This window comes from Streptomyces sp. NPDC104831 (assembly GCF_055583025.1).
The window spans coordinates 91,157-110,341 of sequence record NZ_JBVJOT010000021.1 but is presented as its reverse complement, the minus strand read 5'-3'; the positions used below and the strand labels follow the sequence as shown (position 1 = coordinate 110,341).

15 protein-coding genes are annotated in these 19,185 nt (G+C 75.8%); 7 read left to right on the top strand and 8 right to left on the bottom strand.

What is annotated here, in order from left to right; all coding sequences use genetic code 11:
- Window positions 1-79: 79 nt before the first annotated feature.
- On the top strand, window positions 80-2,494 hold the full coding sequence (locus ACZ63H_RS16735) for a SpoIIE family protein phosphatase (RefSeq protein WP_469865599.1): 2,415 nt from the start codon (window positions 80-82) through the stop codon (window positions 2,492-2,494).
- Between the two features lie 54 nt (window positions 2,495-2,548).
- Here ACZ63H_RS16735 and ACZ63H_RS16730 read toward each other — a convergent pair whose 3' ends face one another.
- Window positions 2,549-3,100, bottom strand: a complete 552-nt coding sequence (locus ACZ63H_RS16730) for a flavin reductase family protein (RefSeq protein WP_469865597.1) — start codon at window positions 3,098-3,100, stop codon at window positions 2,549-2,551.
- Between the two features lie 171 nt (window positions 3,101-3,271).
- Between ACZ63H_RS16730 and ACZ63H_RS16725 the strand changes: the two genes are divergently transcribed.
- Window positions 3,272-5,698 (top strand): polysaccharide lyase 8 family protein, encoded by a 2,427-nt coding sequence (locus ACZ63H_RS16725; RefSeq protein ID WP_469865595.1) that lies wholly within the window; start codon window positions 3,272-3,274, stop codon window positions 5,696-5,698.
- Here the strand turns inward: ACZ63H_RS16725 and ACZ63H_RS16720 are convergent.
- Window positions 5,695-6,528, bottom strand: a complete 834-nt coding sequence (locus ACZ63H_RS16720; RefSeq protein WP_469865593.1) for an ATP-grasp domain-containing protein — start codon at window positions 6,526-6,528, stop codon at window positions 5,695-5,697. The two genes, ACZ63H_RS16725 and ACZ63H_RS16720, sit on opposite strands and share 4 nt — an antisense overlap.
- 181 nt (window positions 6,529-6,709) lie before the next feature.
- Between ACZ63H_RS16720 and ACZ63H_RS16715 the strand changes: the two genes are divergently transcribed.
- The 3 genes from ACZ63H_RS16715 (at window position 6,710) to ACZ63H_RS16705 (ending at window position 11,030) form a co-directional block, all read left to right on the top strand.
- Window positions 6,710-7,450, top strand: a complete 741-nt coding sequence (locus tag ACZ63H_RS16715; RefSeq protein ID WP_469865591.1) for a TetR family transcriptional regulator — start codon at window positions 6,710-6,712, stop codon at window positions 7,448-7,450.
- A gap of 182 nt (window positions 7,451-7,632) precedes the next feature.
- Entirely contained in the window at window positions 7,633-8,043 is a 411-nt protein-coding gene (locus ACZ63H_RS16710; RefSeq protein WP_467937087.1) for a Zn-ribbon domain-containing OB-fold protein, read from the top strand.
- 200 nt (window positions 8,044-8,243) lie between these two features.
- A complete protein-coding gene (locus ACZ63H_RS16705; protein ID WP_469865589.1) occupies window positions 8,244-11,030 on the top strand; it encodes a hypothetical protein in 2,787 nt (928 codons plus the stop codon).
- 22 nt (window positions 11,031-11,052) lie between these two features.
- Here ACZ63H_RS16705 and ACZ63H_RS16700 read toward each other — a convergent pair whose 3' ends face one another.
- The gene (locus ACZ63H_RS16700) at window positions 11,053-11,439 is read right to left on the bottom strand and encodes a PPOX class F420-dependent oxidoreductase (protein WP_469865587.1); all 387 of its coding nucleotides are present in this window, start codon (window positions 11,437-11,439) and stop codon (window positions 11,053-11,055) included.
- Window positions 11,440-11,801: 362 nt separating this feature from the next.
- Between ACZ63H_RS16700 and ACZ63H_RS16695 the strand changes: the two genes are divergently transcribed.
- Complete coding sequence (locus tag ACZ63H_RS16695) at window positions 11,802-13,124, top strand: S1 family peptidase (RefSeq protein WP_469865585.1); 1,323 nt, start codon at window positions 11,802-11,804, stop codon at window positions 13,122-13,124.
- Window positions 13,125-13,208: 84 nt separating this feature from the next.
- On the opposite strand, the gene ACZ63H_RS16690 is transcribed toward ACZ63H_RS16695, so the two are convergent.
- A complete protein-coding gene (locus tag ACZ63H_RS16690) occupies window positions 13,209-13,394 on the bottom strand; it encodes a hypothetical protein (protein WP_469865583.1) in 186 nt (61 codons plus the stop codon).
- Between the two features lie 185 nt (window positions 13,395-13,579).
- On the opposite strand from ACZ63H_RS16690, the gene ACZ63H_RS16685 reads away from it, so the two are divergent.
- Complete coding sequence (locus ACZ63H_RS16685; protein ID WP_469865581.1) at window positions 13,580-14,731, top strand: Gfo/Idh/MocA family protein; 1,152 nt, start codon at window positions 13,580-13,582, stop codon at window positions 14,729-14,731.
- Window positions 14,732-14,748: 17 nt separating this feature from the next.
- On the opposite strand, the gene ACZ63H_RS16680 is transcribed toward ACZ63H_RS16685, so the two are convergent.
- The 4 genes from ACZ63H_RS16680 to ACZ63H_RS16665 form a co-directional block, all read right to left on the bottom strand.
- On the bottom strand, window positions 14,749-15,444 hold the full coding sequence (locus ACZ63H_RS16680) for a L,D-transpeptidase family protein (protein WP_469865579.1): 696 nt from the start codon (window positions 15,442-15,444) through the stop codon (window positions 14,749-14,751).
- Window positions 15,445-15,590: 146 nt separating this feature from the next.
- Window positions 15,591-16,979 carry an aminotransferase-like domain-containing protein gene (locus ACZ63H_RS16675; protein WP_469865577.1) on the bottom strand — a complete coding sequence of 463 codons (1,389 nt, stop codon included), beginning with the start codon at window positions 16,977-16,979 and terminating at the stop codon, window positions 15,591-15,593.
- A gap of 225 nt (window positions 16,980-17,204) precedes the next feature.
- On the bottom strand, window positions 17,205-17,993 hold the full coding sequence (locus ACZ63H_RS16670; protein WP_469865575.1) for an SDR family NAD(P)-dependent oxidoreductase: 789 nt from the start codon (window positions 17,991-17,993) through the stop codon (window positions 17,205-17,207).
- Between the two features lie 206 nt (window positions 17,994-18,199).
- Complete coding sequence (locus ACZ63H_RS16665; RefSeq protein WP_469865573.1) at window positions 18,200-19,114, bottom strand: SDR family oxidoreductase; 915 nt, start codon at window positions 19,112-19,114, stop codon at window positions 18,200-18,202.
- Window positions 19,115-19,185: the final 71 nt, after the last annotated feature.

Genomic DNA, 19,185 nt, shown 5'->3' with positions numbered 1-19,185 from the left:
GCCGCTCATACGAAGGTCGTGGGAATCCGGACCCGGCAGACGAGTGATCCAGCGGGCCGAGGTGTGCGATGCTCGTCGCGTGACGAGCGAGCCTCTGCCTCCGGGGGACCGCGGCACCTCTTCCGGGCCGGCAACGCCGGCCGAGGTCGTGGCCCGGCAGCGCGCCGAGCTGGACCGGCTGCGGGACCAGGCCGCGACCTCGGCGATCCTGGAGCGGGCCAAGGGCGCGCTGATGGCCGTCACCGGCTGCGCGCCGGACGCCGCCCACGAGGAACTGCTCCGGCGGGCCGAGGACGGCAACCGCACGCTCATCGAACAATGCCGGCTCACCCTCGGGGCGCTGCCGCCGCCCGGCCAACGGCCCGCCCACCCGGCGCCGGCGCCCGCGGCCGGCGCCGAAGAGGAGAGCGGGCCCGCCGGCGGCGGGGATCTCGCGGAACCGCTGGGCGCCCTCGGCCGCGCCCTGGCCCACGTCGGCTCGCCCCAGGAACTGGCCGGCTGCCTGCTGGAACGGCTGGCGCCCGAGGTGGCCGCCGACGCGGTGCTGCTGTACGAACGGCTGCCCGAGGGCGGCCTCGCCCTCGTCGGGCACGCCGGCGTCGAGCCCGCCCTCGCCGCCCGGTGGCGGCACGTCCCGCCGGTGACCGGTCTGCCCGCCCTGGAGACGCTGCGGTCCGGGCGCCCGCGCTGGCTGGAGCACCCCGCCGAGGACCGCGCCCGCTACCCGCTCATCGGGTCCCCTCCGGAACGCTGGCCGACCCGGGCGTGGCTGCCCGTGCCCGAGGGCGGCACCGCGCGCGTCGCCCTCGGGGTGCTGCGCCGGCGCGACACGCGGTTCGCGCCGCGCGAGCGGGAGCTGCTGCGGGCCGTGGCCCGGCTCTGCGCCGGCCGGCTGCGCGCCTTCGACAGCCCGCGCACCGCCCCGGCCGGGGACGTCTCGCGGACCGTGCAGGCGGTGTTCGACGCGCTGCCGGGTCCGGCGGTGCTGCTGACCCCGCTGCGCGCCGCCTCCGGCGAGGTCACGGACTACCGCATCACCGCCGCCACCCCGGAGGCGGCCGACATCTTCGGCCCGGCCGGCCCGGACCTGGTCGGCGGGCACCTCCTGCGGAGCTACCCGGCGGTGGCGGGCGCGCCGCTGTGGCGGGGCTGTCTGCGGGCGCTGGAGACCGGGGAGCCGTACGAGAGCGAGCCGTTCGCCTACCGGGACACGGCCGGCGCGGCACCCGGGACCACCACCTACACGGTGCGGGCGGCCCCGCTGGGCGAGGGCCTGGTGGTGACCTGGCTGCGGTACGACCCGGTGGACCGGCAGGAGCAGCGACTGGCCGACGTGCAGCGGCTGGGCAACCTCGGCTGGGCCAACTGGGACCTGGTCACCGGGGAGATCTCCTGGGCCGCGCAGACCTACACCGTGCTCGGCCGGCGGCCCGACCGGCCCCCGGTGCCGCTGGAGCGGCTGCCCGACCTCGCCGTACCGGAGGACACGTGCCCGCTCGCCCGGGCGATCGGCGACCTCGTCTCGCGCGGGATCCCGCTCGACGTGCCGTTCCGGAGCGAGACGGCCGTGGGCGTGCGGCATCTGCGGCTGGTCGCGGAGGCGGTCACGGCGCCCGACGGCGTCCCGGTCGAGGTGCACGGCTTCGTCCAGGACCTGACCGCGCAGCGCAGCGCGGAACTCGCGCTGGTGGAGAGCGAGCGCGCGATGCTGCTCCAGCGCGGCATCCTCCAGGCCGAACGCGCGCTGGCGGCCCGGCTCCAGCACGCCCTGCTGCCGCTGCCCAGCAAGCCGGTGCGGCTGGCCGGGCTGCGCGTCGAGGTCGCCTACCTGCCCGCGCAGGCCGGCATCCACGTCGGCGGCGACTGGTTCAGCGCCATCGAACTGCCCGATTACGACGCGCTGTTCGTGGTCGGCGACGTGGCGGGGCACGGCATCGACGCCGTCGCCACCATGGCCCAGCTCAGGTTCACCGCGAAGGGGATGGTGAGCACCGGTTCCTCGCTCACCGGGGCACTGGCGCGGCTCAACCGGCTGCTGCTGCACTCCCGTGACGGCCAGACCACCGCCACCATGGTCCTGGCCCGCTACGACACCGGCCGGCGCCTGCTGACCTGGGCGCAGGCCGGGCATCTGCCGCCGGTGCTGGTGCGCCGGGGCGAGGTGCGCTTCCTCGACCGTCCCGGCGGCATACTGCTCGGCGCGATGGGCGCCCCCGTCTACGAATCGCGGGAACTCGCTCTGGAGCCCGGGGACCGGCTGCTGCTGTACACCGACGGCCTGGTGGAGCGTCCCGGCGAGGGCCTCGACGCGGGCTTCGACCGGCTGGCGGAGGCGGTGCGGGCGCACGGCTGCGGCGAGTCCGGCTCGCTGGACGCGCTGCTCGCGGCGATGCTCCCGGACGAACGGCGGGACGACGTGTGCGTGCTGGACATCCGGATGCCTCAGGAGGAGATCCAGGACGCGGTGGCGGGCCCGCGGGAGACGGACGGATAGGGCACGCGTCGGGCGGCGCGGGTGCCGGGGCCCGGCCGCCCGGGGACGGCCCGCTCAGTCCGCCGGGTGGCCCGCCTCGATGCCGGCGGCGTCGGAGAGCCGCAGCAGCGGCCCCGGCCGGCCCTCGCCCCATCCCACCGGGTCGAGTACGTGGCCGACGTGGTCGCCGCCGTCGACGCGGTGCAGGACGGTGCCGACGAACCAGGCCGCCGCGCCCTGGAGGACGACGGCGCCGGCGGGTCCCTCCCGCCAGTCGAGCCCCGCGAACTTGTCGACGTCGTCGTCGCCCGTCCGGCCGCCGAAGAGTTCCGCGAGGTCCCGCCGGTCACGGGTGAGCAGATGCACGGCGAGGTGCCGCGCGGCCCCGGCGACCCGGTAGGTGCGGTTGGCCTTGGACAGCCACACGACGAACCGGGGCGGCCGGATGGAGCACTGCGAGGCGAAACCGACCAGGCAGCCGGCCCGTTCCCCGTCCGCCACGGCGGTCACCACGCACATGTCGGGGTCCAGCCGGTCGAAGAAGCCGTCCAGCTCCCCCGCGCCGTCCGCCCGGCCGCCGCCGTCCGCCGTGCCGTCCGCGTGCCCCGTGCCGCTCTCGTCCGCCATGCGCTCCGCTCCCGTCCGCTTCCGTCCGGCCCCGCGCCGCCCGGTGGGCTGTCGCTCCCGCTCCGGTGCCCCGCGTGCCGTTCCTCAATCGTCGCCGCGCCCGGTGCGGGACTCCGGCGGGCGACGCGTGTCGCTCCCGGCGGCGGTCGCCCTCGTGCTAGAAGGCCCCTCATGACGTCTTGCTGGTCACGCCCTTGGTCGCGCCGCGCGTTCGTCGCCGCCGGCTGCGGCACCGCCGTCGCACTGGGCCTCGGCACCACCCGTGCGCTCACCGCGGCGGACGAGTTCGCGCCGCTGCGGGCGCGGTGGCGCGCCCTGGTCCTCGGCGAGGGCTTCGACCCGGCCGCCGAACCCTTCCGGTCCCGGCTCGCCGGCCTCGGCGGCACGGCCGGCCGGTACCTCGCCGCCATGGCCCCGGCACCCGGCTCCCTCTGGCCCGACCTGGGGTACGCCGTCCGGGAGCCGGACACGGGCCCCGCCGCGGACGCCCTCTCGTCCCACCTGAACACCAGTTACGCGCGGCTGGGCACGCTCGCGCAGGCCTACTGCCAGCCGGGCACCGGCCTGACCGGCGACCCGCGCCTGCGCGACGCGCTGCTCACCGGGCTCGGCCATCTCCACGACGACGTCTACCACGCGGGCCGGGCCCCGTACGGCAACTGGTACGCCTGGCGGATCGGCGTCCCGCAGGCGCTGCTGGACCTGTGCGTGCTGCTGTACGACGCGCTGCCCGCCGCACGCCTGGCCGGCTTCCTCGCCGCGGTGGACCACTTCGTGCCCGACTCGGCCGTGGCGGGCTACACCGGGACCAGCACCGGCGCCAACCGGGTGGACCTGTGCCGGGTGCTGGCGCTGCGCGGGGTGGTCGGGGGGAGCCCCGGCAAGGTGGCGCTGGCCCGGGACGCCCTCTCCCCCGTCTTCCGGTACGTCACCTCCGGCGACGGCCTGTACGCCGACGGCTCCTTCGTCCAGCACGGGTCGGTGCCGTACACCGGCTCCTACGGCGCGGTGCTGCTCGGCGGGCTCGGCCTGCTGTTCGCGCTGCTGGCGGGCTCCGCCTGGGAGGTGGCGGACCCGGACCGGCGCAACCTGTTCGACGCGGTGGAGCGCGCCTGGGCACCGTTCCTGTACAACGGGCTGGTGATGGACGGTGTCGTGGGCCGGGCGATCAGCCGGGGGCGTGCGGCGGGCGCCCGCCTCCAGCAGGACGACCACACCCGCGGGCACGCGCTCCTGGCCTCGGTCGTGCTGCTGGGCCAGGGCGCGAGCCCGGCCGAGAACGCGCGCTGGCGGGGCCTGGTGAAGGGCTGGACGCGGCGCGACCGCACCAGCCCGCCGCTCGCCGACCCCACGCTGAGCGTGCCGCAGCTGGCCCGGCTGAAGGACGTCCAGGACGACGCGTCGGTACCGGCGGTGCCCGAGCCGACCGGGCACCGGCTGTTCCCGTGCATGGCCCGGGCCACCCACCGGCGGCCCGGCTGGGCGGCCTCGCTGAGCATGGCCGACCGCAGGATCAGCCACTACGAGACGGGCGACGGCGAGAACCTGCGCGGCTGGCACACCGGTGCCGGAATGCTCTACTGGTGGGGAGACACGTTCGCCAACGACCAGTACGGGGACGCGTTCTGGCCCACCGTCGACCCGTACCGGCTGCCGGGTACGACCGTCTCCCGCAAGGCGCTGGCGGACGGGGCGGGCGGCGACTGGGGCGCCGCGAAGCCGGACGTGCGCTGGGTGGGCGGGGCGACGGACGGGCAGCGGGCCGCGGCCGGCCAGTGTCTGAAGGGTCTTCAGTCCTCGCTGCGCGCCGGGAAGTCGTGGTTCTTCCTGGACGACGCCGTGGTGTGCCTGGGCGCGGGCATCACCTGCTCCGACGGCACCGCCGTGGAGACGACGGTGGACAACCGGCGCCTCGGTGCCGCGGGTGACGCCCCGTTCACGGTGGACGGCACGGCGCAGCCCACCGCCGTGCCGTGGTCCCGGACGCTCACCGGGGCGGCGTGGGCGCACCTCGGCGGGCACGGCGGGTACGTGTTCCCGGGCGGGGCGGGTGTGCGGGCGCTGCGCGAGGCCCGCGACGGCAGCTGGAGCCTGATCGACGAGGACGGCTCGACGACGGTCCTGACCCGCACCTACCTCACCCTCTACGTCGACCACGGCACCGACCCGGTGGACGCCTCGTACGCCTATGTGCTGCTGCCGGGCGCGACGGCGGAGGCCACGCGGGCGCGGGCGGCGGACGCCGGATGGCTGGACGTGCTCGCCAACACCAGCCGGCAGCAGGGCGTCTCGGTGCCCTCGGCCGGGTTCACCGGGGTGAACTTCTGGTGCGGCGGAACGGCCGGGGCGCTCACCGCGAGCGATCCGTGCTGCGTGGTGACCGTCGAGAAGGGCGACGGTACGGCGGTGCTCGTGGTGAGCGACCCGATGCGCGCGCGCACGAGCCTGACGGTGACCTGGCGGCGGGCGGTCACCGCGGTGCTGTCCGCGCCGGCCGCCCTGGTCTCCTCGGCCACCGGGGCCGAGCTGACGCTGACGTTCGGGGACCTGTCCGGCACGGCGGGCGCCGGGCAGCCGGTCACGGTCGCGCTGGGCTAGTGCGCTGCGTGCGCGAAGCGGCTCAGGGACGCCGTGAACGCGGCGACGAAGCGGTCACGGTCGGGTTCCGGCAGCGCGTCCAGGGACAGGTAGGGGTTGAGGTCCTCCAGTTCGACCAGCAGCAGGCCGCCGTCCGGCGCGCGGCAGGCGTCGACGCGCTGGATGCCGCAGCCGAGGGCGTTCCAGTCGATGAACCGGCGCGCGAACCGGAGGTCGGCGGCGGTGGCCGGGTACGGCCGCAGCTCCCAGCGGCGCGCCGGGTCGGGGGCGTACAGGGCGTACTGGAAGTCGTCGTCGACGAAGTAGAAGGAGACCTCGTAGGCGAAGTCGACGCGCGGCTGGATCAGGACGTCGCCGGTGGCCGGGGCGGCCGCTTCCCCGGCGGGGACGATCCGCAGGCCGAGGGAGTCGGCGCCCAGCCTGGGCTTGACCACGTAGCGTTCGGCGGCCGGCAGCAGCGGCAGGTCCTCGGCGCGGCCGACGGTCGGGATCACGGGGAAGCCGGCGGCGGTCAGGTCGAGCAGGTACTGCTTGCCGGCCATGTCCGCCTTCCCGGTCAGCGGGTTGTACACGCGGGTGCCCGCGGCGAGCGCCCGGGCGCGGAAGGCGTCGTACTCCCGCTGGTAGCCGAGGACGGGGCCGCTGTTGCGGACGACGACGGCGTCGAAGCCGTCCATCAGGGCCGCCGCGTCCAGCGGATGGCACAGGGCCAGGTCGAAGTGGGCGCGCAGCCGGGAGGCCAGGAGGATGTCCTCGTCGCAGTAGCGTCGCCCGCGGGCCTGGTACGCCAGGTCGGTGACGTAGAGCAGGCGGGGGCGCGCGCCGGGCATAAGGGTGCTCCTCGGGGTGGTGCGGGCCGGTGTCGGCGGGGGGTGGGGAAAGGCTACGCCGGAGGGCGCGGTCCCCGTCGCCCAGCCCTGGACGAGCGACGGCGCGACACTCAGTACCCTCATCCGCCACTCGCACTGCACTGAGTGCCAGAAGACGCGTCCGGGTGCTACGTTCCCGTCCATGAGCTCCAGCAGCGCGGTGCCGGCCGCGAAGCCGCCGATCCGGGACGCCCTGGTGGCGGCGGCCTTCCGGCTCTTCCTGGAACGCGGGTACGAACAGACCACCGTGGACGACATCGTGGCCCTGGCCGGGGTGGGCCGGCGTTCGTTCTTCCGCTACTTCCCCTCCAAGGAGGACGTGGTCTTCCCCGACCACGAGGGCTGTCTGGCCGAGATGACCGCCTTCCTCGCGGCGAGCGGCCCGGAGCACGAGCCGGTGCGGCGGGTGTGCGACGCGGCCCGGCTGGTGCTGCGGATGTACGCCGAGAACCCGGCCTTCTCCGTGCAGCGCTACCGCCTCACCCGCCGGGTGCCGGGCCTGCGCGCCTACGAACTGTCGGTGGTGTGGCGCTACGAGCGGGCGCTCGCCGAGTACCTGCGCGGGCGGTTCGCGGGGCGGCCCGACGGGACGCTGCGCGCCGACGTGATCGCGGCCGCCGTGGTCGCGGCGCACAACAACGCCCTGCGCTCCTGGCTGCGGTCGGACGGCGTCGGCGACGCGGGCGCGGCGGTGGACCACGCGCTGGCCTACGTGCAGATGACGTACGCGCGGCCGGCGGATCCCCCGGCCGTGTGGAGCGGTCCGGCCGGGTCCGGCACGGACGCGGGGCCGGACGGGGACGTGGTGGTGCTGGTGTCCCGCCGGGACGCCCCGCTGTGGCGGGTGGTGCAGCAGCTGGAGACGGTCCTCGACCGTCCCTGACCCGGCCGTCCGGCGGGCCGGGGGGCACGACCGGGGGAATTTCAGTGGTACGGAGTGCCTTTACGAGTGACACTCAGTGCCATACCCTGTCGGCGTGCACGGTGGCACGGCAACCGTGCCCACGCGTGCCCGGTCCGCCCCCGGGCGCGCGGGATTCCGGCCGAGCGCAGGGAGTTGACCAAGTGTTCCACCACTCAGCAAGCACCTCGCAGTCGGCGGCCGGTTCCGCGACGGGTGTCCTCGACCCCGCCGCCGACTCCCGGGACGCCCTCCTCTTCCAGCGCTGCACCTGGTGCGGCACCGCGATGTACCACCGGCTGCTGTGTCCGGTGTGCCAGGGCAGCGAACTGCGCACGGAGCGCAGCGAGGGGGTCGGCACGGTCCGCCACTCCACCGTGGTGCACCGCAACACCCCGGCGGCGCGCAACGTGTCGCTGGTGGAGATGACCGAGGGGTTCGTCGTGCGCGGCCGGGTCATGGGCCCGCCGGTCGGCATCCACAGCGGCGACCGGGTCCGGCTGTCCACCGCGAAGGACCCGGTGCGCGGGGAACCGGTCTTCCAGCTGACGGACGAGTACCGGGCCTGGACCTGACCGCCGTACGGGCCCCTCGGCGGCCCCACGGCGACGGGACGGCGTCCCGTACCGCGATGTGATCCATCACCCGCCGCGCACAGGCAACCCACAGCCTTCGCCTTCCCTCCTCCGGGGCGAGGGGCGCCCCGGGACCACCGGGACGTCCGAGATCGGTGTTTCGAGGAGGAACAGTGGTCCGTGCCCGGCACATAGGGGTGATGGCCGCCGCGTTGCTCGCGGTGGCCGGAATCTCCCCGGGAGCGGCGGTCGCCCGCTCCCAACCGGTGGACTCCCAGGGGACGTCGGCCGCGCGTGACACGGCTCCGCTGCCGCCGGGGTGGCGGCTGGCCGGGGGCGGCTCGGCGCCGCGACTGGAGTGGCGGTCCCGGCGCCCGGTGCCGATGGGTGACGCCCGGGTCGAATTCCGGTCCGGGGGCCGCCTGTTGGGCGTGCCGCGGCCGGATGCGGACGGCCGCACCTTCCGACTGCCCCTCGACGAGCGGCGGTTGACGCGGCTGCGGGGCGTCCCGCAGGGCTCGCCGCCGGGCGGACCGGAGGTCTGGTCCGGCGGGCGGCGGCTGGACGCGCCGGCGGCGCGCGGCGGCGCGCCGGAAGCCCGCGGTGCCGCGCCCGAGGCGCGGCCGCCCGCCCCGCTCCCGGCGAACGCCGTGGACCCGGGCAAGCCCGGCGGTTACCGCACCCGGACCGGCGAGTACGCGCTGGACCCGGTGCGGCTGCCGGGCCTCCCGGCACCGGTGGAGATGCGCGCGGTGGTCGTCGCACCGGTCGGCGCCGCCGGCAAGCGCCCCCTCGCGCTGTTCCTGCACGGCCGGCACGCCACCTGCTACCAGGGGCGCGAGGAGGTCGGCATGGACTGGCCCTGCGCGGCCGGCACCAAGCCGATACCCAGCCACCGCGGCTATCTGCGCGACCAGGAACTGCTCGCCTCCCAGGGCTACGTGACCGTGTCCATCGCCGCCAACGGCGTCAACGGGCAGGACTACGCGGCCGAGGACGGCGGCGCGCAGGCCCGCTCGTCGCTGGTGCGGCAGCACCTCGCCCGCTGGGCCGGCTGGTCCGAGCACCCCAAAAGCGCGCCGAAGGCGGTCCGCGAGGCGCCCCGCGCCGATCTGTCGAAGGTGCTGCTGGTCGGGCACTCCCGGGGCGGCGAGGGCGTCAACCGGGCCGTGCTGGACAGCCTCACGCCGCCGCCCGCCGCCCAGGACGGCTATCACGGGCCGGTGCGCTGGACCGTCCGGGGCACCGTCCTCGTCGGTCCGACCGTCTTCGGCCAGAACCCGGTGCCGGACGTGCCGTCGGTGACCCTCCTGCCGGGCTGCGACGGTGATGTCTCCGACCTCCAGGGCGAGGTGTACGTCGACGGCACGCGCGCGGTCGGCAACGGCACCGCGCTGCACAGCGCCGTGTACATGATCGGCGCCAACCACAACTTCTTCAACACGCAGTGGACGCCGGGCCAGGCCGCGGCGCCGGCCGAGGACGACTTCTTCGACGAGCCGCGCCACCCCGACCCGGTGTGCGGCAAGAAGGCCGCGACCCGGCTGTCCGCCGACCGGCAGCACCGGGCCGGCAGCACGTACATCGCCGCCGCCGCACGGCTGTTCCTCGCCGGCGACGACCGGGTGCGGCCGCTGCTGGACGGCTCCGGCAGGCGGGCGCCGTCGGCGGACCCGGCGCGGGTGCTGAGCCATGCGGTGGGTGCCGGCCGCCGCGGCGGGTTCCTGCCGGACGGCGGGGTGTCGGTGACCGGCGGCACGCTGTGCGCCGCGGTGGACCCGAGCCCGGCCCGCAGCTGCCTGGCCGCGGGCACCCAGGGGGCCTCGCCGCACTTCGCCCGGTGGGAGACCGACCGGGAGACCGGCCGGCAGGCGGTCGCGCTGCGCTGGACCCGGGCCGGCGCCCCGGCCCGGGTGACGCCGGGGAAGCCGGTTTCGCTGTCGGGGTCGACGGCGCTGGCGCTGCGGGTGTTCGTACCGCCGAACACGCGGGACACCCGGCTGGACGTGACCCTGACCGACGCCTCCGGCAAGAAGGCGAAACTCGGCCGGGTCACGCTGGACGGGCTGCCCGGCAGCGCGCGGACCGCCTCCTACTGGGCACGCGAGGTGCGGGTGCCGCTGTCGGCAGCCGGCCGTGCCGGACTGAAGCTCGGTTCGGTCAAGTCCCTTGAGCTGACGTCGCGTTCGGCCTCCGGACGGGCCTGGCTGATGGACGCGTGGGGCTGGCGGCCCGGGACGCCCGCGGTGCGCACACAGGCGCTGCCGCGCGTGGACGTCGGCCGGACGACCGTGGACGAGGGGGACACGGGCACGCGCACCTACCGGGTCCCGGTGCGGGTGACGGGCCCGGGCGGCAGCGGCCAGGTCCGGGTGTACGTGGTCGACCCGGGCACCGGGCGGGCCACGGACCGGCTGGTGACGGTGCGTCCGGGCGGCCAGGGAGCCGATGTGCCGGTCGAGGTGCGGGGCAACACGCGGTACGGCGCCGATGTGTCCCATGACGTGCTGGTCAAGGCGGTGCACGGCGCGGTCGTCGGCTCCTACCGCGGCGGGCTCACCGTGCGCGACGACGACCCGGCGCCCACGACGACCCTCACCCCCGTGGCCGCCAAGGTGACCGAGGGGCAGCCGCTGAAGTGGCGGGTGTCGCTGTCGGAGCCGGTGGACGTGGACATGAGCGTCTGGTTCGGAGTCGCGCCGGCCACCGCCCCGGAACTGTCCACCAAGGACGTCCCGGCGCGCTGGCTGCGGGAGGAGACCGGGGAGAAGCCCGACCCCGAGCGGCCGCTGTCGAAGGTGGCCGGGCTCTCGCTGTGGGCGGACATCCCGGCGGGCCGCACCAGCGTGGACCTCACCGTGCCCACGGCCCCGGACGGGATCCGGGAGCCCGCCGAGTCGGTGCGGTTCCGGCAGCTCGACCCGGACACCGGCACGCCGCGGGCCGGCGGCCTGGAGGCGACGGGCACGGTGCTCGACGCGTCGTAGGACGCCGCCGCCCGGGTGGCCCTCACGGGCCGGGGGTCACCCGGATGCCGACCGTGCCGTCCAGGCCGCGCCGCAGCCGGCTGCCGAGCAGGGTGAGGCGGCCGAGGACGCCGTACTTGCCGGCGATCAGGCGCCGGTAGCGGGCGGTGGTGTCCGCGTCGGCGATCCGGGCGGTGGCGGGCAGTTGGTCGCCGGTGGGGTTGCCGCGCCGGTCGCAGGGGCCGACGAGGACGTCCGGGCGGCGCCGGATCCGCTTGACCTTCCCGCTTCCGGCGGCGGTCCACACACCGAGGGCGTCCCCGTCACGGACCACCCACACCGGGGTGGCGACGGGGGTGCCGTTCTTGCGGTAGGTGGTCAGCAGCAGGTAGGGGCCGGCGCCGAGCCGGGCGAGTCGTGTGGCGTCCATGTCCGCAGTCTCCCGCCCGCCGGGTCCGGGGTCCAGACGGCGAGGATCGGGCGGGGCGCCCAGGTCGCCTCCCGCGGGGCGCGTCCCCCGTCGGGCATCCCGGTCACCCGGGAGCCGGCCCACGCGACCGGCGGCCCGGCGGCCACCGACGGCGCCGCCGCGCCGGCGTCCCGGACCGTCCACCGGGGAACACGCCGCGCGGACCCCGGGCCTCGACGTGCGGCGGGGCGGCCCGCGGGCCCGGAGCACGGCGGCCCGCTGAACACCGCCGCCCCGGGCGCCGTATCGAGGGAGGGCCCCCGGCCGGCCGGGGGCCCCGCGGTGCCGCACGGGCGCCGCGGGTCCGGCCACGGGAGCCTTGCATGCGGCACGCACGACGACGGGTCGTCCGACGGGTGACACGCCTGGCGGCGGTCGGCGGACTCCTCCTGGGCGGTGCGATGGTCGCGCGGGCCGCCGGGGCGAGCGAGCCCCCGCCCACCGCCTCCGGGCGGCCCGGCGACGCCGGTGCGGCGCTGGTGGCGCGGCTCGGCACCGCCCGTACGGCGGGCAGCTGGACCGGTGCCGACGGGCGCGCGGTCGTCGCGGTGACCGACGGGGCGGCGGCGCGGGCGGTGCGGCGGGCCGGGGCCGCGGCGAAGACCGTCGCGCACAGCACGGACGAGCTGGAGTCGGCGACGGCGCGCCTGCGTTCGGCACCGCGGGTGCCGGGCACGGCGTGGGCGGTGGACTACCGGACCAATCGCGTCGTGGTGCGTGCCGACCGTACGGTGTCCGCCGCCGACTGGTCCCGGCTGACCGGGGTCGGCCGGCGGATCGGCGGATTCGTGCACATGGAACGGACGAAGGGCGCCTTCACCACCCGGCTGAACGGCGCCCGGCCGATCCTGTCGGCCGGCGGGCGCTGCTCGGCGGGGTTCAACGTCACCGACGGCCGGTCCGACTTCATCCTCACGGCCGGGCACTGCGGGCCCGCCGGGGCCGCCTGGTTCGCCGGCGACCCGGGCGGCGCGCCCCTCGGCACCACCGTGCACAGCGCCTTCCCGGGCAGCGACTTCTCGCTCGTGCGGTATGCCGGCGGCACGGCGGGTGCGGGCGCCGACGTGGTCGCGGTCGGCGGCGGCAAGGGCGTGCGGATCACCGGGGCCGCCGATCCGGCCGTCGGGCAGCGGGTGTTCCGCAGCGGCAGCACCAGCGGACTGCGCGAGGGCCGGGTCACCGCGCTGGACGCGACCGTCAACTACCCGCAGGGGACGGTCACCGGGCTCGTCGAGACCACGGTGTGCGCCGAACCGGGCGACAGCGGCGGCCCGCTGTTCGCCGACGGTGCCGCGCTCGGTGTCACCTCGGGCGGCAACGGCGACTGCAGGACGGGCGGGACGACGTTCTTCCAGCCGGTGACCAAGGCGCTGTCGGCGCTCGGGGTCCGGCTGGTCACACCGGCGGGGGGCGCGGGCGGCGCCCGGGCGGGGTCCGCGCCCCCCGCGGGCGGCGCGACGGCTCCCGCCCCGGCCGCGCCGGTGACGGGCCCTACCCTTGCGGACCGCCTGCTGGACGCCCGGAACGCCGGGCCGGGGCTGCTGGTCGTCGCGGGCAGTCTGGTCGCGCTGGCGGCGACCCGGTATCTGCGGACCGAGCGGGAGCGCCGGGCGTACCGGCGGGACTACTCGGCGACCTGGGGCTGACCGGACGGCGGGGCTGTGACGGAAAAGGGCACCCGTGGCGTCACGGGTGCCCTCGGCGGTACGGCACGGTGCCGCGCGGGTCGGTCAGGCGGCCCGGCGCGCTCGCGGGGCCGCGGCGGCCCACTCCATCACGAGGCGCTGGTACTGCGCGCGCTGCTCGGTGGTCAGTGTCCCGCCCGACCGGCGCCACAGCGCCCGGATCTCCTCGTTGACCTCCGCGGCCGATCGCTCGGAGGCGGCTGCAACAGTGGTGGACATGCTGTGAAGCATATGCCGACCGAGGTGAAGGCGCTGTGAGTAAGTACGCGCCATACGGACATTTCGGACCGTGTTGCTCATCACGTCACTGTGCCGGCCGCCGGCGGGAATGCGTTCGGGACGGCGCCCCGCGCGATCCGAGGGGTGACCGAGTGCGCCCTTGACGCGTGAATTTCCTCGTCGCGAAAGTGATCCATATGACTTTCTCCCTCGGCATCGTCGGCGCAGGACAGTTCTCCGGCCAGTTCGCCGCGCTCTTCGACGCCCACCCCGGCGTACGGGACGTCCATGTCACGGACGTCCTGCCCGAGCGCGCCGAGCGCCTCGTCGCCGCGCGGGGCCTCGCGGGCACCTTCCCGTCGTACACGGCGATGCTGGAGTCACCGCTCGTCGACGCCGTCGCCATCTTCACCCAGCGCTGGACCCACGGCCCCCTGGTCATGCAGGGCCTGAACGCGGGCAAGCACGTGTACTCGGCCGTCCCCATGGCGGTCACCGCCGAGGAGGTCGCCGCGATCGTCGCCACGGTCCGCGCCACCGGGCTGACGTACATGATGGGCGAGACCAGCCACTACCACCCGGCGACCGTGCACGCCCGCGCCCGGATCGCCGAGGGCGCCTTCGGCCGGCTGTTCTACGCCGAGGGCGACTACGTCCACGACATGGACCTGGGCTTCTACGACGCCTACCGCTACAGCGGCGGCGAGAACTGGCGGGCGACCGCCAGCTATCCGCCGCTGCTGTACCCGACGCACTCGGTGGGCGGGGTGCTCGGGGCCTGGCGGACGCACGCGGTGAGCGTGTCGGCGATCGGCGTCCGCGACGACCGTGACGACGGCGTCTTCGACCGCTCGGTCAGCATGTTCGACAACGACGTGTCCAACGCCACCGCGCTGTTCGAGGTGGCGGGCGGCGGATCGTTCCGCACCAACGAGTTCCGGCGGGTCGGCTACCCCGCGCACCTGCGCGAGTCCCGGTTCCGGTTCTTCGGGACGGAGGCCAGCATGGAACAGCTCGCCACGGTGGCCCTGTGGCAGGACCGCGACGGCGTCGAGGACATCACCGAGCTGCTGGAGCCGAAGCCGGGCCCCGCTGCCGCGGGCTCGGCGCCGGTGCACGACCGGTCCCGGCTGCCCCGTGAGTTCGACCGCCTGGCCAACGGGCACGAGGGCAGCCACCACTTCCTGGTGGACGACTTCGTCACCGCCGTGACCCGGCGCACCCTGCCGCCGGTGAACGCGTGGGTGGCCGCCCGCTACACCCTGCCGGGCATCGTCGCGCACGAGTCGGCACGGCAGGGCGGGGCGCGGCTGGACATCCCGGACTTCGGGGACGCCCCCGTGTCCTGACGGGATCGGGCCGGGACTCAGGTGCCCGGCTTGCGGCCGTAGACGAAGACGTCGTCGCCGTTCCTCAGCAGCGACCAGTACTTCTTGGCGACCGTCTTCGTCATGTTGACGCAGCCGTGCGAGCCCGGCGGGTTCCACATGCTCAGGCCCACCGAGTGGAAGGCCTGGCCGCCGTCGAAGAACTGGCTGTAGGGCATCGGCACGTCGTAGAGGTTCGAGACGTGGTCGATGTCCCGCCAGTAGATCTTCTTCAGGCCGGTGCGCGTCTCGTAGTGGTCACGGCCGGTGCGCACCGGCACGGGGCCGTAGACCAGCTTCTTGCCGTCCTGGATCCAGCTGAGCTGGAGCGTGAGGTTCACACAGGCGATCCGGCCCTTGTTCACCGGGCACTTGCCGTCCTTGTTCGGCTTCTTCCCGACGGCCTTCTGCTTGTTCATCAGGTCCATCACGCCCCAGGTGACCGAACCGGCGTAGCCGATGCTGGGAGTGATGCCGTGCTTGTTCTGGAATGCCCGGATCGCCGTGCAGTCGGCGGCGGACTGCCTGCCGTCGACCGGCCGGCCCAGGAACTTCTCCACCTGCTTCTGGTACGGCCCGGTGCTCGTGGTGCAGCTCGCGGCCTGGGCCGGTGCCGCGGTGAAGGCGAGCGCGAGCGGCGTCACCAGTCCCGTCACGCCCAGCGCTATGACGCCTCGTGTGCGTATGCCCCCCATGGCGGCCTGTCTCCTTCCGGTTCCCTGATGGTTCGCCCGGTCCTCCCGGGCTCTCCCCAGCGCGATTCCCGCGGTGTCGGACTACTAGACCCGGCCGGGGAGGGCATGGTTGTGGTTCCGGTCAGGTTGTGACGAAACGGTGAAGTTCAGACCGTATCGCACGCCCTGAGCAGCTCGACCGCCCGGGTCAGGGTCTCCGGCGTGGCCGTGAACGGCAGCCGGAGGTGGCAGCCCAGGGTGGCGCGGTCGGCGGCGAAACGGGGGCCCGGGCCGAGCGCCAGGCCGCGTGCGGCCGCCCTCGCCGCGAGGTCGGCGGCGCGCGGCCCGGCGCCGCCCAGGCACACCCACAGGCTCAGTCCGCCCGCCGGGACGGTGTACGTCCAGCCGGTGCCGGCGAGCAGCCCGGCGAGGTGGTCGCGCTGGGCGCGCAGCCTGGCCCGGCGGTCGGCGAGCAGCGCCGGGAGCGGTGCGCCGAGGAGTTCGGCGGTGATGAGCTGCTCCAGGGGCGGCGGGGCGAGCCGGGCCTGGAGCGGACGCAGCAGCAGGTCCCGCACGAGGCCCGCGGTGGCCCGGATCCAGCCGACCCTGAGGCCGCTCCACAGGGTCTTGCTCACGGAGCCGATCTGGATCACCCGCGCCCCGGCGAGGTGCGGCTCGGCGCCGGGCGGAGTTCGCAGGTCCATCTCGCGCAGGGACTCGTCGGCGAGGACGGTCAGGCCGTGGCGGCCGGCGAGCGCGGCGACGCTCCGGCGGGCGGCGGGGTCCATGTGGGCGCCGGTCGGGTTGTGGAAGTCGGGGACCAGGTACGCGAGTCGGGGGCGGTGGCGGCGCACGACGGCGGTGAGGCGGGCGACGTCCCAGCCGTCCGCGGCGGAGACGGGGACGGGCAGCAGCGGGGCGCGGCGGGCGCGCAGCACGGCGAGGGCGCCGGGAGAGGCGGGGTTCTCCACCAACACGGGCGCGGAGCGGTCGGTGTGCAGATGGTCCAGGAGCAGGGTGAGCGCGGCCTGGGCGCCGGTGGTGACCAGGATCTGCTCGGGGCGGGTGGCGAGTCCGGCACGGGTGTAGCGATCGGCCAGCAGCGTGCGCAGCCGGGGCAGGCCGGCGGTGGCGACGCCGGAGTCCACGAGCAGGGGCGCGGTCAGCTCGGCGGCGCGGGCGAGGGCGGCGCGGTAGGCGTCGTGGGGCGCCGCGGTCACGGCGAGCGTGAGGTCGAGGTCGGCGCCGGGGGCACCGCCCCGGTCGAGGGACCACGGCGCGGTGCGTTCGGTGAGGCGGGCGGGCAGGCGTACGGCGCTGCCGCTGCCGTGCCGGGTGCGCAGCCAGCCGTCGGCGCGCAGCTGGCCGAGCGCGGCGACCACCGTGCCCCGGCTCAGCCGCAGGGTGCGGGCCAGTTCGCGTTCCGCCGGCAGCCGGGTGCCGGCCGGGAGCCGGCCGTCGACCACGGCGTCCCTCACCGCGGCGGCCAGGGCGCGGGCGAGCGGACCGGGCCGGCCGCGCCAGTCGCCGAGCGCGGCGACGAATCCTGTGTCCACGGGTCCAGTTCTACCGGTCCACTCACGGCGAAGTGGACCGGTCGACGGGAGATCACGGCGAGTACCTCCGGCGGAGCGGAGGGGCCCGGGCGTCCCCGGGCGCACCACACGGAGGTCGCCGGGTGCCGCGCGGCCCGGCGCCCGGGCGGCGTGCCGCCTTCGGCGACCGGTGCGCCACCGAGCGGGTGGTGCGGCGGGCGCCCGCGGCCTGCGCCCGTCGTGCCGTCAGGCGTCTCGGACGGCCGTGCGGAAGCCGGTGTGGACGGCGGTGAGGCCGCCGTCGACCACCAGTGTGGTCCCGGTGATCCAGGCGGCGTCGCGCGAGGCGAGGAAGGCGACGGCGGCGGCGATGTCCTCCGGTTCGCCGACCCGGCCCAGCGGGTACACGGCGCGGACGGCGTCGAGGGCGTCCTCGCGTCCCTCCCATGCCGAGGTGCGGACCGTGCCCGGCGCCACGAGGTTGACCCGGACGCCCCGGGGCGCCGCGTGCCCGGCGAGGGTCCGGGTGAGCGAGCCGAGGCCGGCCTTGGCGGCGCTGTAGGCGTGGTTGCCGAAGTCCTGCAGTCCGTTGACCGAGCCGATGTTCACGATCGCGCCGCGTCCGGAGGCGGCGAGGTGCGACAGGGCGGCCCGGCAGCAGCGGTGGGTGCCGGTGAGGGTGACGTCCAGGTCCCGCGCCCAGGCCTCGTCGGGGTCGTCCTCGTACAACGGGACGTCCGGGCTGCAGTGGGCGGCGCAGTTGACGAGCACGTCGAGGGAGCCGAAGGCGGCGACGGCGCGGGACACGGCCGCCTCCACCGCGGCGCGGTCGGCCACGTCGCAGCCGAACGCCTCGGCGTCCAGGCCCGCTTGACGCAGGCCGGCCGCGGTCCGTTCGGCCTCGGCCGGGTCCCGGTCGGTCACCAGGACCCGCCCGCCCTCCTCCGCGAGCCGCCGGGCGACGGCGGCGCCGATCCCCCGGGCGGCCCCGGTGACGAGAACTCCGTGTCCTGCAAAGCGGGTTGGATTGCTCATGGGCCGACGGTACGTCCCCGCGGGCGCGGTTTCACCGGTGCGGTCCCGGGTTTCGTGGTGCCGGCGGGGTCGCCGGGATCGCGGGGTTCCGGGCCCGCAGCGATGACGTGGGACCGGTGACCGGCACCCGGGGGATCGCCCGGCGGCCGGGTGCCACCGGCCGTCCGGGCGTCACCGGCAACCGGGTATCAGCCGGTAGCCGGGCGTCACCGGTAGCCGGTGACGTTCGCCGGCTTGCCCGGCTCCTGCACCTCGGTCAGGTAGCGCCAGGCGTCCGGGCGGCTGCCGTCGAGGTCGGTGTAGCCGTACACCTTCGCCAGGCCGCCGCTGGAGAGGGACTGCCCGTTGAACCGGGCCACGTCCGGGTCGGCGGCCAGCGCGGCGACGGCCCGGCCGGTGAAGCGCGGGGTCTCGGAGATGGCGAAGTGGGGTTCGCGCGCCAGCGCGTCGCGCCAGTTCTCCTCGCGCACGCCGTACTCGTCGAGCATGATCTCCGAGCGCATCCAGCCGGGCGTCAGCGCCACCGCCGTCGCGCCGCGCGGCCCGAGCTCGTGGCCGAGGGCGAAGGCCATGCGCAGCACGGACGCCTTGGCGAGGTCGTAGAAGAAGTTCACGCGATAGGTGTCGCGGTTGTACTCGGCGGTGCCGTCGGTCATCTCCACGACCAGGCCGCCGGGCCGGCGCAGCAGCAGCGGCAGCGCGTAGTGGCTGGTGACGGCGTGGGTCTCGACCGCGAGGCGGAGCAGCCGCAGCCCGTTGTCGAGGTCGTGCTCCCAGACGGGGGTGTCCCACGCGAACAGCTTCTCCCCGCCCCAGATGTCGTTGACGAGGACGTCGAGGCGGCCCTGTTCGTCCGCGATCCGGTCCACCAGGTGCCGTACGGCGGACCGGTCGAGGTGGTCGGCCGGCACGGCGATGCCCCGGCCGCCGGCCTCGGTGACGAGGTCGGCGGTGTCCTCGATGGTCTCGGGGCGGTCGTACTCGGAGCGGCGGGCGCGGGTGCTGCGGCCGGTGACGTACACGGTGGCGCCGGCCGCGCCGAGTTCCACGGCGATGCCCCGGCCCGCGCCCCGGGTCGCCCCGGCGACCAGCGCCACCTTGCCGTCCAGCGGTCCTGTCATGTCCGTCTCCCGTGTGTCGTGGTTGCGGTTGCGTCACCCACCCTCACGGGAAAACCGGACACCTTCTGTCG

What these genes read in the sequence shown, in the direction of transcription:
- ACZ63H_RS16725 (WP_469865595.1), top strand. Translation starts at nt 3,272, where the DNA reads ATGACGTCTTGCTGGTCACGCCCTTGGTCGCGCCGCGCGTTCGTCGCC.
- ACZ63H_RS16695 (WP_469865585.1), top strand. Translation starts at nt 11,802, where the DNA reads ATGCGGCACGCACGACGACGGGTCGTCCGACGGGTGACACGCCTGGCG.
- ACZ63H_RS16690 (WP_469865583.1), bottom strand. Translation starts at nt 13,394, where the DNA reads ATGCTTCACAGCATGTCCACCACTGTTGCAGCCGCCTCCGAGCGATCG.
- ACZ63H_RS16700 (WP_469865587.1), bottom strand. Translation starts at nt 11,439, where the DNA reads ATGGACGCCACACGACTCGCCCGGCTCGGCGCCGGCCCCTACCTGCTG.
- ACZ63H_RS16715 (WP_469865591.1), top strand. Translation starts at nt 6,710, where the DNA reads ATGAGCTCCAGCAGCGCGGTGCCGGCCGCGAAGCCGCCGATCCGGGAC.
- ACZ63H_RS16730 (WP_469865597.1), bottom strand. Translation starts at nt 3,100, where the DNA reads ATGGCGGACGAGAGCGGCACGGGGCACGCGGACGGCACGGCGGACGGC.
- ACZ63H_RS16720 (WP_469865593.1), bottom strand. Translation starts at nt 6,528, where the DNA reads ATGCCCGGCGCGCGCCCCCGCCTGCTCTACGTCACCGACCTGGCGTAC.
- ACZ63H_RS16680 (WP_469865579.1), bottom strand. Translation starts at nt 15,444, where the DNA reads ATGGGGGGCATACGCACACGAGGCGTCATAGCGCTGGGCGTGACGGGA.
- ACZ63H_RS16705 (WP_469865589.1), top strand. Translation starts at nt 8,244, where the DNA reads ATGGCCGCCGCGTTGCTCGCGGTGGCCGGAATCTCCCCGGGAGCGGCG.
- ACZ63H_RS16670 (WP_469865575.1), bottom strand. Translation starts at nt 17,993, where the DNA reads ATGAGCAATCCAACCCGCTTTGCAGGACACGGAGTTCTCGTCACCGGG.
- ACZ63H_RS16665 (WP_469865573.1), bottom strand. Translation starts at nt 19,114, where the DNA reads ATGACAGGACCGCTGGACGGCAAGGTGGCGCTGGTCGCCGGGGCGACC.
- ACZ63H_RS16685 (WP_469865581.1), top strand. Translation starts at nt 13,580, where the DNA reads ATGACTTTCTCCCTCGGCATCGTCGGCGCAGGACAGTTCTCCGGCCAG.